The 14,129-nt window shown below is 46.4% G+C and carries 11 protein-coding genes; 1 reads left to right on the top strand and 10 read right to left on the bottom strand.

Annotated features, from left to right (window positions below; genetic code table 11):
* Nucleotides 1–440 precede the first annotated feature (440 nt).
* The 9 genes from truA to asnS all read right to left on the bottom strand — a co-directional run bounded on the left by truA (nt 441) and on the right by asnS (nt 11,086).
* Entirely contained in the window at nt 441–1,253 is an 813-nt protein-coding gene (gene truA / locus VLX91_15945; protein ID HUI31701.1) for a tRNA pseudouridine(38-40) synthase TruA, read from the bottom strand.
* A 147-nt stretch (nt 1,254–1,400) separates the two neighbouring features.
* Complete coding sequence (locus VLX91_15940; GenBank protein ID HUI31700.1) at nt 1,401–2,141, bottom strand: hypothetical protein; 741 nt, start codon at nt 2,139–2,141, stop codon at nt 1,401–1,403.
* Between the two features lie 60 nt (nt 2,142–2,201).
* Nucleotides 2,202–3,557 carry a tRNA (N(6)-L-threonylcarbamoyladenosine(37)-C(2))-methylthiotransferase MtaB gene (mtaB, locus tag VLX91_15935; protein HUI31699.1) on the bottom strand — a complete coding sequence of 452 codons (1,356 nt, stop codon included), beginning with the start codon at nt 3,555–3,557 and terminating at the stop codon, nt 2,202–2,204.
* 101 nt (nt 3,558–3,658) lie between these two features.
* A complete protein-coding gene (rpsA, locus tag VLX91_15930) occupies nt 3,659–5,554 on the bottom strand; it encodes a 30S ribosomal protein S1 (protein HUI31698.1) in 1,896 nt (631 codons plus the stop codon).
* A gap of 239 nt (nt 5,555–5,793) precedes the next feature.
* Complete coding sequence (locus VLX91_15925; GenBank protein ID HUI31697.1) at nt 5,794–6,693, bottom strand: 4-hydroxy-3-methylbut-2-enyl diphosphate reductase; 900 nt, start codon at nt 6,691–6,693, stop codon at nt 5,794–5,796.
* Nucleotides 6,690–7,385, bottom strand: a complete 696-nt coding sequence (cmk, locus tag VLX91_15920) for a (d)CMP kinase (protein HUI31696.1) — start codon at nt 7,383–7,385, stop codon at nt 6,690–6,692. The genes VLX91_15925 and cmk overlap by 4 nt, the downstream gene beginning before the upstream one ends.
* A 150-nt stretch (nt 7,386–7,535) precedes the next feature.
* Nucleotides 7,536–8,774, bottom strand: a complete 1,239-nt coding sequence (locus VLX91_15915) for an ABC transporter permease (GenBank protein HUI31695.1) — start codon at nt 8,772–8,774, stop codon at nt 7,536–7,538.
* Nucleotides 8,764–9,663 carry an ATP-binding cassette domain-containing protein gene (locus VLX91_15910; GenBank protein ID HUI31694.1) on the bottom strand — a complete coding sequence of 300 codons (900 nt, stop codon included), beginning with the start codon at nt 9,661–9,663 and terminating at the stop codon, nt 8,764–8,766. Before VLX91_15910 ends, VLX91_15915 begins: the two co-directional genes overlap by 11 nt.
* Before the next feature lie 82 nt (nt 9,664–9,745).
* A complete protein-coding gene (asnS, locus tag VLX91_15905) occupies nt 9,746–11,086 on the bottom strand; it encodes an asparagine--tRNA ligase (GenBank protein ID HUI31693.1) in 1,341 nt (446 codons plus the stop codon).
* 188 nt (nt 11,087–11,274) lie between these two features.
* Between asnS and VLX91_15900 the strand changes: the two genes are divergently transcribed.
* Nucleotides 11,275–12,258, top strand: a complete 984-nt coding sequence (locus VLX91_15900) for an NAD-dependent epimerase/dehydratase family protein (GenBank protein ID HUI31692.1) — start codon at nt 11,275–11,277, stop codon at nt 12,256–12,258.
* A 66-nt stretch (nt 12,259–12,324) separates the two neighbouring features.
* On the opposite strand, the gene VLX91_15895 is transcribed toward VLX91_15900, so the two are convergent.
* Nucleotides 12,325–13,977 (bottom strand): capsule assembly Wzi family protein, encoded by a 1,653-nt coding sequence (locus tag VLX91_15895; GenBank protein ID HUI31691.1) that lies wholly within the window; start codon nt 13,975–13,977, stop codon nt 12,325–12,327.
* Between the last annotated feature and the right edge of the window lie 152 nt (nt 13,978–14,129).

Here is a 14,129-nt window from a genome sequence, read left to right as displayed (position 1 = left end):
CGCAAGGTTATTCAAGTCGTTAATGAGTTGATCACGGTTCGACGTTTGTGCGTTGCTCTTGAACATCGAGATACCGACCGCTATGGCGATACCCACGATGATTACTCCTAGAACAATCAGAAGAAGTTGTTGTTGTCCCATACTAACCTCCTTAGGGTTTTTATAAATGATAAGAAATTCTTCATTGCCATTTCACAACCGAATATAGATTCCATTCTCTCAGAAAGTCAAGCTTTTTCGGCCGTTTTGGGCAATTTCCAAGCAAATGCTTCAATATATCTGCAACTGCGGTGCCGATAACGCTAACGTTGCTAAACAGTATTTTTCCGCAGAAATAGTGTTTTTTAAAGGTAGGTCTAAAGAAAAATTTTCCGTGCCAATATAAAAATTACCTTGCGGTAACATGTGAAGGAGATTTTTGAAACTGGATGTGCCAGTTTTCATTTTTGTCGCCAAATATCAAGCCCATATCTTACCTCTTCGAGGCACAAACCGCATGCCGGCGCGGACATTCGTGCCATGGAGCGGTCCTCACAATTCAAAATATTCTTAAAACCTTCGACTGATATTTTCATGCGGCCTACATCTATCAATGTCCCCACAATGGCCCTTACCATTCCATGAAGAAACCGATCAGCTTCTATCTCGAAAACAAGCACAGAGCCAGGAGATAGGGGAACGGCCCCTGATTCACCGACTTCCGGTTCCTCCCTCCTGTTTCCTCTTTTTCCCCTCCATTCCGCCTTTGTCACACCGCAAACGAAGCGCTTTCGCTGATCCGCATATTTCGTGAATGATTTGAAATTCTTTTCACCAATAAGAAATGCGGATGCTTGGTTCATCAGGTCAATCGACAGGTCGATGTGGGAAAAAGCTGCATAGTGTCTCATGAGTGGAGCTTTCCGACGAGTAATCCTGTAGACGTATACTCGCGATTTCGCGTCGAATCGTGAATGGAAATCATCTGACACATCGGCAGCCTTCCGAATCGCTATGTCTTGCGGCAGGATCCCGTTGAGTGCATAAGCAATTTTTACCGCTTCCATGTTTGAACGGGCATGGAAATTAGCAACCTGTCCCGCGGCGTGAACTCCAGCATCCGTTCTCCCAGCACCTATGATCTTGATTTTCTCCTGAAGAATCTTGCTCAGAGCCTTCTCAATAGTAGCTTGAATGCTTCGGCCATTTTTTTGTATCTGCCAGCCATTGTAAGCTGTACCATCATATTCGACTAAGAGGGCGATATTGCGCATCTGTCTGGTTTAATATAGCAGCGACGTGAGAATGAAAGAATACTTGGATGATGGGACGGTGCAGTGACGTAGACGCTTATGACGCCTCGCTTGCAGCCAATTAAGATAACAATCCCCGAGTGCCCCAATAGACGACATGTGCTTCGCCTAAAACGAGGCTGCTAGCTTCAAATAAATTCCCTCTGTCCTCGGAGAATTATCAAGAGAAGTTGCGGCGGAAGCATTGACGCCCACGGCAAGCCGCGCGGCATCGAATGCACTGACAATATGATTGAATATGATTACGGCGGCTGCGTACCGGCCGTAATTCAGAAACTCATCAGCTTTGATTCTGAGGCTTTTGAACTTAGCCCTGTCAGCATCCGATTGCCATTGCCACTGATAAAGAGAAGCCGAGTAGATCAAATTGTTCTCGCCATTATGGATTTTTTGAATATTGTAGTCGTTGGTATTAAGAAAGTTTCCAAGGTCGACAAAAAATTGATCGGATTTCCCCTCAACCTGGGCACCAGCATAGATCCTTGCGTAATTGATCGCGTCGCTGCGCACCTGATCCGAATAAACTTCTACGGCAGTGTAGAACACCCATAATGACACTTCGGCTATCGTGGAATATTTCCCTACATCATACCTGCCTGCATAGAGTTCTCCTAATCCTGGCACAGCCAACGACATAAATGCCGCAAGTCCGGGAGATTTTCGTCTGACCGGAGCCTGATCAAGAGAATTGATCCCTTCTTCGCTTTTCAAAAGACTCGTGCTTAGGTCGAGTTTTGTCACAGCTTTGCTTGGACTTATGAATTGAGAAAACGACGTGTTTATGTCAAGCGATAACGAGAAACAAAGTGTAAGCAATAAAGAAAATGAACTAAGCTTGAATTTTGACATGCGGCCCCCGACTTTGGACTTGCGACTTCTCGTTTCCAACTCTTCTTCACTCATTTCCCATTATAGAATCACCCGTCCCATGACTGTGTTGTCGCTGACACCGGTTATGAGAACATCGCATATTTCATTTACTTTTGAGGGGTTTGATTCGATCTCGACTCGAATGTAATTAGAAGTGAACCCGAACATTTTCCCATTCTTGACTTCTTCTTCAATCAAGACTTTCATTATCTTGCCCACATGCTTCCTGTTAAACTCATATCTTTTTCGCGATGAAAGCATTCGAAGGGCTTCGCTCCTTTTCTTGCGAACCCTCGAGTCGACAATTCCGTCAAGCGTTGTAGCGTCAGTTCCTTCGCGCTCGGAGTAGGTAAAAACATGAAGATAGGACAACGGCAAATTTTCTATGAAGCCGAGACTTTTTTCAAATAACTCTGGTGTCTCACCGGGAAATCCGACAATGACATCCGCACCTATCCCCGCGTGAGGTATAGTCTCCTTCACATACTCGACAATCTCCCGATATTGCACACTGTCGTATCGGCGCCGCATCTTCTTCAAGATTTCATCGCAGCCATTCTGGAGAGGCACGTGAAAATGCTTGCAATACTTTGTCGATGAGGCAACAAATTTTACGATGTCTTTTGTCAGCAGATTCGGCTCTATGGAGCTGATTCTAATTCGTTCAATCCCGTCCACCTTCTCAAGCTCGGTCAGTAGCTTGAAAAACGAATCGCCGCCTCGCTTCTGGAAATCACCGACATTGACCCCGCTTAGGACCACCTCTTTAAATCCATTCGCGGCAATTTCTTCCGCCTGCGTCACAAGAAACGCAACTGATGGACTTCGGCTAACACCTCTGACTTTCGGAATTGTACAATAGGAACAATTGTAGCTGCATCCATCTTGAACTTTTAGGAAAGCTCTTGTACGTGCCTGTACCCCGGATCGTGCTTCGGTGCGCTCGCCTCTCGCAGCGGGCAACCGTGCATTATGGACCGCTGAATCTGCAGCGCCAAACTCTACCGCATCTTCGACCGGTCCCACGAAAATTCGTGCATGATAATTCTTGGTAAATTCGTCAACGTGGTCGAACAACTCGAATTTTTCTTTCGCGCCCAACACAAGGTCAACACCTTCTATTTGTGCCACCTCGTCGGGTTTGCCCTGTGCATAGCAGCCAGTGACCACGACAAATGCCTGGGGAGAAGTTCGAAGTGCCCGCCTGACCACCTGGCGGCAGTCGCTATCTGCGCTTTGAGTAACCGTACACGTATTTATTACAAAAATATCGGCAGAAGAAGAAGGATCAACAATATCAAACCCGCGACGCCTAAATTCCTTTTCTATCTGGATCGTCTCGGCATAGTTCAGCTTGCATCCGAGGTTTTCTAACGCAACTCGCTTCTTTTCCATCATAAGAAAAATTTAGCGGCAAACACGGAAGAATCAAGCCGTGCAAAAAGCAAATCAGGATGCCGCCTTCGCGATCGCCGAAGGTCTATTCGGTAAACCGGCTAATGTGCTTCGTCGCTGCCTTTTGCGGACTCCGCCGTCACGGTTCCTTCCGATGGTGCATCATGATGTGCTTCCTCAGTCATCGCATCCTTCGGTTTTTTTTCGAACTTCCGCGGCTTTCTCTCGTGCCTTTCGTCCGGGTTTATCTTATGAGCGGAAAGAAACTCTTTGTACAACTCCGGGTCTTTGTCTTTGAAATATTCGTTGATGCTAAGAACGATCCGCTTTCCCTCCTTGTCAAATTCGATGACTTTGAATTTAAGTTTTTCATCTGCAGGAAAGTGCGCTACGTAGTTCTTCAAGCTCATAGGCGCCATGTGAGAATGCGGAACAAATCCGTCGACCTCTCCGGGAAGTTCGACGATTGCGCCTTTCTCGATATGTCTGATAATTTTGCCTTCAGCTTCAGAACCGAGCTTGAAGGTTTCTTCGAACTTATCCCAGGGATTATCGAGGGCTTGTTTGTGACCGAGAGAGATTCTCCTTTGATCCTTGTCCACAGAAAGTACCACAACTTCAATTTCATCTCCGCGCTTTACAAGTTCACCCGGATGCCGGATCTTTTTTGTCCACGAAAGATCTGAAATATGAATCAACCCATCAACACCGCTCTCAAGTTCTAGGAATACTCCAAAGTTGGTGAGGTTGCGTACAATGCCTTTATGTTTGGAGCCCGTGGGATACTTTTCAATGAGTTGTTCCCAAGGATCAGGCTCAAGCTGCTTTAGTCCCAAGGAGAGCTTTTTGTTCCCGATGTCGAGGCTGAGAATGACGGCATCCACAGTCTGACCCATTGAGACTTTCTGTGACGGATGTTTGATGTGTTCAGTCCAACTCATTTCGGATATATGGATGAGGCCTTCGATTCCCTTTTCAATCTCGATAAATGCTCCATATTCAGTCAGAGAAACGACTTTCCCGTTGACCTTTTGGCCGACATGATATTTGTCTTCGATATTCTTCCACGGCTCCGGCTGCAGCGCTTTCATTGAAAGCGAGATGCGTTTCTTCTCCTCATCGAAATCTGTAACCGCAACTTGTATTTTCTGATCGAGTTTCACGATTTCGGAAGGATGATTAACCCTGCCCCACGATAGATCAGTGATGTGAATCAATCCATCCACTCCGCCGAGATCGACAAACACGCCGAACTCGGTAATGGCTTTGACTATTCCTTCGAGAATCAATCCTTTCTCAAGTCCGGACAAAATACGTTTCCGCTGCTCCTCGAGCTCCGCTTCGAGCAAAGCTTTGTGACTTACAACCACATTTTCAGCGGCTTCATTGATCTTCACGACCCGGAAGTCCATGGTTTTGCCGACGTAAGAATCGAAATCCCTGACGGGCTTAACGTCAACCTGAGACCCAGGCAAAAATGATTCGAGTCCCATGAGGTTTACCATCAATCCGCCCTTCACGCGCCTCAGCACGGTTCCCTGCAACACTGTCTGGTTGTCATGTGCGCTGACAATCCGGTCCCAAATCCTAATAAAATCAGCACGCCGTCTCGACAATACAACCTGTCCATCTTGATCCTCGACGCTATCGAGAAAAACTTCCACTTCATCGCCCGGTTTCAACTCCGCCAAGTTCGGGAACTCGATCTTCGGTACCAAGCCGGATGATTTGAATCCGATATCAACGATGACATCATTATCCGTAAAACTTATGACTCGCCCCTTCACAATCTCGCCGGCGTCGAACTGCTTCAAGCTCTTATCATAAAGGTCGACCATTTCCTTCAGCTCTTCTTCGCTGTACGGCGAATCCTCGCCCGCCAATAGCCTGACCTTTGCAGATTGCACCTTCCTCGTTGATGTTTCATCATTCTTTTGAATTGTCATAGTCTCAGAAACGTTTTCTCCGCTTACAGGATTTTCGATTCCTTCAGCCATTAATTTTCTCCTTAAACGCCAAATAGCTAATCGCTAATCGCATGATAGAATTTATCACCAAACATCGGACGGAAGCCGCGGGGAAGTCCGACGCAAAGCGAACAGTTTTTGTTAGACATCAGTTAATCCCGCTCAATTTCTCAATACATGTAGCGGGATGCCGACCATGAAGTGCAGCTGACTACAAGGCGGCATTGGGGCGGCTTGATTTGAATGTTCATTTTCGATTATCAAACTCTTCATCTCGTGTCATTGACAGCGAGCTCAAGATTAAGGACAGCGTCTTTAACCTTTTCCATGAGCCATTGCGGAGTGGAAGTCGCGCCGGTGACGCCGACGGTCTCCGCATTTTCGAACCACGATGCCTGAAGCTCACTTTCATCTTCGATAAAGTAGGAAGATTTATTTTCTTCCTTACATATTTCGAACAACACTTTTCCGTTCGAACTGCTCTTGCCGGCGACAAAGACGATGACGTCGTTCTGTGCGGCGAACTCCCTGAGTTTTTTGTCTCTTCCGGAAACCTGTCCGCAAATTGTATCCTTGGCAAGAAAATTCTTAGCTATGTCTTCCATCGTCCCGACAACAAGATCCTTAATTTTCCTCGACAACGCGTCCTTGATTGCGTAGAACGTCGGCTTATCCATCGTGGTCTGAGAAAAAAGGACCGTTTTCCGGTTGAAATTGACCTGGAGCAGAGCTTCCTCCACCGACTTGACTACGATGGCCTCGTCATTACAGACTCCCCGCAGTCCTATCACTTCAGCATGATCCTTTTTACCGAAGATTACGACCTGATAGCCGTCGTCGTGGAATTTTCTTATTCTTTCCTGGAGCTTCGTGACAACGGGGCATGTCGCATCGATAATTTCTAAATTATATTTTCTTGCAATTTCGTAAGTCGATGGCGGCTCGCCGTGTGCCCTTATTAAAACCTTTGCGTCCTTTATATTTTCTAAGTCTTTATGCGAAATTGTCTGCAAACCTTTTTCGTTCAGGCGCTCAATCTCCGAAGGATTATGAATTATGTCTCCAAGTGAATAGAGCTTGTTTGAATTAGCAAGCTCCTCTTCCGCAAAATCTATCGCTCTGACGACTCCCCAGCAGAAGCCGCCGTTCCTGTCAACCGTTACCTTCATTTCCTTTCGATCCCTTCTAACGTTACCATGGCATCATTCGCATAGCTTAGAATCTTTCCAACCTGTTCATCTATTGTGAGGCTTGTCGTATCTATTTCAATCGCATCATCCGCTTTTTTCAATGGACTCGCTTCGCGGGTCGAGTCTTTCAAATCCCGCTCCTTCAACTCGCGGACGACCTGCACGATCGGGAGTTCAATTCCACTTTGAGAAAGTTCTGCTTGCCGCCGTCGCGCGCGTTCCATGATATCGGCAGTCATGTAGAATTTCAAATCGGCATCCGGAAAGACAACGGTTCCAATATCCCGACCATCAACGACACAACCTTTCCTCGAGCCAATAGCGCGCTGCTTCTCGACAAGGACCGTTCTGACGCCAGGATACGAACTTACCAGGCTTACATTCTTAGTGACCTGTTCCGACCTTATCTTGTCAGTGACATCATTTCCATCGAGAAAGACTCGGAGTTTGCCGCCATTGTCACTAAGAACCATGTCGGATTCCTCCGCCAACTTTACGATTTCTTTTTGATTTGAAAGATCGATGCGAGATTCAAGTACTTTCAGAGTAACTGCCCTATACATCGCGCCTGTATCCAAATAAATATACCCCAGCTTCTGCGCGACAAGTTTCGCGGTAGTACTTTTACCGGAACCAGCGGGACCATCGATTGCTATGAGTATCTTTTTCACACCTTTCCTTTTTAGTACCCTAAGGGCACTCCTTTGCCTCACGGCACAGGAATGTTAATTTAACTTTCGAGCTCGAAATAAGCAACGTCCCGGGCACCTCGAGGACAATCAGGTGACGCGATGACCCCTTACAAAGGCGCTCCTGGCCTGCTATCCATTCTTCATCGCCCAATGCATTAATTCCTTCAAATTCGGACGCTTGCCATATACGAGAATCCCTATTCTGAAAATCCTTCCCGCCGCAATCATGCAAAAATACGTTGAGATAATTAAGACCATCGCACACGAGACCAGTTCCCAAGTCTCCGGTGATTGGACAGGGATTCTGAAAGCCATCATAGTCGGGGTGAGAAGAGGGACAAAAGAGAGCACTTTCAAGTAACCGGCAGTTGGATTCTGGATCACTAGAAACGCAAAGATGATCGGGAAAAACAGCAGCATCGATACGTATTGTGTCGCCTGTTGTGCTTCCTGTTCTGTCGTTACAGGCGCGCCGGCCATAACAAATATCGACGCGTAAAAAAGGAATCCCAGGATAAAAAATATTACCTCCCACCATATGTTATCCGGAATCGTGATGAAGGCAGCAAGCTGCCCTGCAAATGCAACGCCGATCACTCCCCACACCGCAAGCTGAGTCAACCCAAGAAGACTCAGTCCGAGAATTTTTCCTGCCATTATCTCGTCTGCCTTCGCGGATGAGAGGAGCACTTCCACTATCCTGTTAGATTTTTCTTCAACCACGCTTCTAACCAGGAGCTGACCCGAAGTTAAAATGAAGAGAGCAAGTACGAAGATAAAAATGTATCCCAGCATGAACCCAGAACCGGCTTCAGCTTTCTGTGCCGTCCCCGTCTTCGAGAGTCTAATCGTTTCCAGGCCAATCGGCTTTGAAACATCCTTGACAAGCTGAGGATTTACCCCGTTTCGCTGCAGCTCATTTGAAACCACTATGTCTTTCACTGCCGATTGTAATCTCTCAATCTCTTTGAAGTTTGAAACGTTCTGCGATATATATTCAAATTTTCTGGAACGGGTAATGTCAGGGGTTATTAGAACGTATGACGATATCTGCTCCTGCAGTACCATCTTATTAGCCTGCTCGCGTGCGCCGGCTGGGATGGACACAATCTCATAATTAGGTTTACCATCAGGCAATTTAAATTTTTCAAACATGACCTTGTTTAAGACAGATGCAACTTCTCCCGTCTCGTCAATGATTCCTATTTTTGTTGTAGTTGTATCGGGCTTGGTCATTAGGAGCGTGGGGACAACGCTCATGAGTATCATGAAGAGAGGTGTGATGATCAGGGAGATGATGAACGCTTTTGTTTTCACCTTCTCTATGAACTCCCAGCGGGCAACGGAGATTATTTTTCTAATTGACAATTTTTCCCCCGACGGCTTCTATGAAGATAGAATTCAAGGATGCTTCTTGGACGGAGAACTTTGTAACGGCGACGAGTTCGACTGCTCTTTTCAGCAGCTCCTGGCTGCTTGTTCCATCTTTCATTTTTATTTCAGCATAATTTTCGTACAAATCCATCGAAGCAATGTCAGATAATTGTCGCAGTCTTGAAGAGTTGCCGTCAAATTCCAGATGGATGACATTGCTTCCATGATCTTTTTTTATTCCCGACAGATCTCCATAAAGAATCACCCTGCCGTGATTTATCAGACAGATTCTGTCGCAGAGCTTCTCCGCCTGCTCCATCTGATGTGTTGAAAAAACAATCGTCTTCCCCGCCTGTTTCATTTCACGCATGATGTCCTTGATCAGGATTTGATTAACCGGATCAAGTCCCGAAAAAGGTTCGTCGAGGATCAAAAACTCTGGTTCATGGAGGAGACAAGAAATAAACTGAACCTTCTGCTGCATCCCCTTTGACAATTCATCAACTTTACGGTATCCATATTCCGACAACTCGAACTTTTTAAGCCATGCTTCGGCGCGCTTCCTTGCGTCACCGGGCTGAACACCTCTTAAGCTTCCGAAATACACCAAGACATCGATAACTTTACTTTTTCGATATAGTCCCCTTTCTTCGGGAAGATAAGCCAGCAAATTTTTCATTTCCGGAGTTAATTCCTTAGAATTAAAATGGACGGTACCGGAGTCGGGTTCAATTATCCCGAGTGAAATTCTAATTGTCGTCGTTTTCCCAGCACCGTTCGGGCCGAGCAGTCCAAATATTTCACCCGGCTTTACTTCAAAGGACACACCGTCTAATGCGACCGTGGTCATGTAAGTCTTCCGGAGATCGTTTACTTGAAGCATGCTACCTCATCTAATGTCGTAAATTTCAGAAATAACAAATCCGGAGTCCGAGAATCGGAGATCGACAGCCTTTACTTTCCGCTCAGGGTGTGTTCCTGTAAATCATTCTTGCAAACGGAATTGTCTCCCTGACATGGTCCAATCCGCAGATCCACGCGACTGTTCTCTCAATGCCGAGACCGAACCCGGAATGCGGCACACTTCCATATTTCCGCAGATCAAGGTACCATTCAAACGGCTGACGCGGAAGATTGTTTTCTTCCAGGCGCTTCACCAAAGTGTCATAATCATCCTCACGCTGACTGCCGCCGATAATTTCGCCGTATCCTTCCGACGCAAGCACATCAACAGACAACGTCAAATCGTTTCTATCCGGGTCACGCTTCATATAAAATGCTTTGCACGTTGCCGGATAGTGGTGCACCATGACCGGGCGATCATACTGTTGAGAAATGATCGTTTCGTCGGTTCCACCAAGGTCGTTCCCATATTGGAAATCAACGCCGTTCTTCTTCAACAATTCCACGGCTTCATCATAATGGAGGCGCGGGAAAGGCCGCTTTACGGGCTGCAACTTCGACACGTCTCTTTCAAGAAGTTTTAGTTCCTCATCATTTTTCTTTAAAACCGTTTGGACAATGTGCTCGACAAATTCTTCAGCCAGATCCATATCGTCGCTCAGGTCGGCCCAGGCAACTTCAGGCTCAACCATCCAAAACTCGGTAAGATGCCTGCGTGTCTTTGACTTCTCTGCACGAAATGTCGGTCCGAAACAATAGATTTTTCCAAATGCCATGGCAGCGGCCTCGCCATAGAGCTGCCCGCTTTGAGTCAAATATGCTTTGCCGAGATCGAAGTAGTCCGTCTCGAAAAGCGTGCTTGTTCCCTCCACGGAGGCCGGTGTGAGAATCGGCGAATCGACAAGTGTGAAATTCTTATTGTCAAAAAATTCGCGAACAGCCCTTATAATCTGGTGCCTGACGCGCAGTATCGCATGCTGTCTCGAAGATCTCAGCCAGAGATGCCGATGATCCATCAGGAATTCAGTGCCGTGTTCTTTCGGGGTTATCGGATATTCTCTTGCGACATGAACAATCTTCAAACCTTCAACCTGGAGTTCATAACCGCCCGGAGCACGATCGTCCTTGTGAACTTTGCCGGTGACAGTAAGCGAGCTTTCCTGGGTCAGCAAATCATAATCCGCAAAAATTTCCGGCGAAACTTGACTCTTTACGACGACGCATTGCACGATGCCGAAACCATCCCGAACTAAAATGAAATGGATCTTCCCGCTCGACCTTTTGTTGTAAACCCACCCGCGAACGGTAACAGACCTGTCATTATGTTCTGAAAGCTTATCTATCGTCACAAACGGCATGTCGCGGCTGGATCCAATTGGATTGTCTTCGATGAGATCCGACATTTAGTTCTCCATGGTTGTTTTGGGTTAAAATATAATCCAATCCATCTAAGCGTTCAATTATGTAAGGGACACAAAAACTTGGTCCGGTAGCAGCGTGAAAAATTTTACAACGATATCGCTTCCGCTTGTGCCTTTTTTGCAGAAGCATGTCGAATTAAATTGAGATTTAAAAAGGGACTACAGCCATTATGAAAGCACTTGTTACAGGCTCGACGGGTTTCATAGGGAGCCATCTTGTAGAAAAACTAGTCCAGCGCGGTTACAGAGTCAGATGTCTGATTAGAAAAACAACCAAAGTTGAATACATTAACAATCTTCCCGTGGAGTTTGTCCATTCCGACTTCGACGATATTGAATCATTGATGACGGCGGTCGATTCCGTTGACTACGTTTTCCATATCGGCGGAGTCACAAAATCAAAGGATAAGAAAGGATATTTTAAAGGGAACCATGAAACGACAAAAAACCTCCTTACCGCTGTCTTAAAACAAAATCCGCACCTCAAACGATTCATCCTCGCCAGCAGTCTGACCGCAGTGGGACCCGGACATGATATGACCCCCGTAGATGAAACCACGCCTTACCATCCAGTCACAACCTACGGCAAAAGCAAGATGGAGGCAGAGAAGGAATGTCTCTCTAGAGTCTCCGAGATTCCCGTAACAATCATAAGGCCTCCGGCGGTATATGGTCCGCGTGACAAAGATATTTACGCATTCTTCAAGTCGGTAAATGGACATCTCATTCCGCTCTCCGGCTTCAAAAGAAAAGTATTGAGCCTTGTCCACGCTTACGATTTAGTGGATGGAATTATCGCTGCCGCCGAGCATCCGAAAAGTGCCGGCAAAGTATATTTCATTTCAAATGAAGAAGTATACGATTGGGAGCAGTTTGGTAACATAGCCGGGAAGGTTCTCGGCCGGAAAACATTCAAAGTGAGGATCCCTCACTTCGCGCTGTATACAATTGCGGCTATCAGCGAGTCGATTGCCAGATTGCAGGGTAAGGCAGCATTGATCAACATTGAGAAAGCACGCGACGGAGTTCAGACAAACTGGCTTTGTAGTCCGAAGAAGGCCCAGGCCGAACTTGGGTTCAAAGCGAAACTATCGCTCGAAGCTGGGATTGAAAATACAATAAGGTGGTACAAGGAAAACGCGTGGTTGAAGTAGCTCACCGGCGAGCGCGACCCCAGCGAGGATGTATCATTCGTCGACTGTGAACGGATACGGATCATCCTATTTGAACTGGATAGCAGTCGCAAAATCATAGTAAATCGTAACCAGAAACGAAATGACTCCTTTATCAATACCTGGAGCATACCGGTAGTTCCTGTTCTGTGAATAGCTGATCATCGCCCGTCCGTAAAGGTTGGCTTGTGGTTGATACATTACGTTCGCCCCGAACAAATTCGTTTCCTGAATTACCCTGTACGGAAAAGGCTCGCTGTAGCCGGTCTGAACCGTGATGTTTGGATCGGTCAGCCACGGCATCGTATACGGACCGTAAATATTCTGATTCCCATGTTCAATGTGCATCACTTCAATTCCAAACTTCCAGTTGTAAGTGAGCCAGTGCGACAGACGCAAATCAATATTCCAGAAATCGTCACCGTACGGCACTGCAATCGGATAATTTCTCAGCAACAGTTTTTCGAAGCTCGCCCAATCATATTCATTATAAACTCTATTCCGTACCATCATGTACTGCAAATTGGCATCAGTACCGCTGACACCAAAGTTTTCCAGGATATTTGATGCACGCAACCCGATGTCGAACGCATAGAGATTCGGTTTCAAATCACCTATTGTCTTGTGATCAACCTGCCAATCGTCTATCATCAGATCCCCGTAAGGATTAAGATTCTTAGGCCAGAACATACTAAAGTCAAAACCAAGAAATGTATTCAAATCCTTCTGGTCATTTGTCTCGGTCTCGTACGTAACGCGAACGGGATTTATGTCCTCGAGGTCGATCGGCGCATTAACGCCGCCGAAGGTCGCAGCCTGGTAAGCGCCGAGAAAAACTTTGTCGCATATGTTGAACTCGACGCGTGAACCGGTAAAGTATCTATTCACAAGCGGACCGGTGGTACCTCTTGCGCCAACCGGCATGTAGCTGTTTGTATCAGGGTAGTACTCATACATCTGATTAAGCTGGGCAACAAACCAATTGAATTTCACTACATGCGTTTTGACGAGAGCGGATATCATGTCAAAGGCGCCTGCCGTCGGCGACACAAGGACAGCGCCATCGTTCCCGTATCCCCACGATAGATAGTCCCTGCCAAAAGTCAGATCGACATAACGATCCGAGTACTGAACATATGCTTGTTGGTGCAATGCCTTCAATCCGAATTTCGTCGTCCCGGTATAAAGTGTGTCATCGCGGAGAGTCTGATCGACAGTCGCATCGGTATACAACAGAAGGTGGTTCCCGATATCGAAACCAAACTCACTTCGGAGCGTCGGACGGAATTCAGTCTTGTCCGCATGTTTGAAAGTCTTGTAATCACCTTTAGCAAGATTAAAGAACGCCTCTTCCGAGAATCCGACCCCTGTGAAAGAGGTATCGGGATTTTCTTTCTCCGCATTCACAAGCTTTGTTTCATAAGAGAATTCGCTATCGAGCTTTTTAATCAACCATTGATCCGGCCGAGGCAAGGTGGATACGTCGACTTTCTTCTCAAAATTCCGCAGAGCTTCTTCCACCTCGAGTCTACGGTAAGGCTTAAATCCCGGGCTGAGTTCAAGGAGGTAGCCGCGAGTTTGGAGCTGTCGAATTGCTTCGTAAATCCAGCTGTCGACGGGTATAGAAGAATTATGCTGGGCAAAGGAAACCCCTGCGAAGACAAAAGCAAATGTAGAGACAACGAAAAAACTCTTATTCATCGATCATTCTATTGTTGTTAGAAAAAAGACACGCTAAGATAAGACTTCGAAGGCTATGTTCATAATCACCGAGCCGCAACCTGTTCTTTAGAAATCGTGCCGACCGGAACTGGATTTAGATGCGACTATTCAATATCCCTCTATTGCGGTGG

It is taken from the genome of Candidatus Acidiferrales bacterium (assembly GCA_035515795.1).
Lineage (GTDB): Bacteria > Bacteroidota > Ignavibacteria > Kryptoniales > JAKASW01 > JAKASW01.
This window is presented reverse-complemented; position numbering and strand designations above follow the sequence as displayed.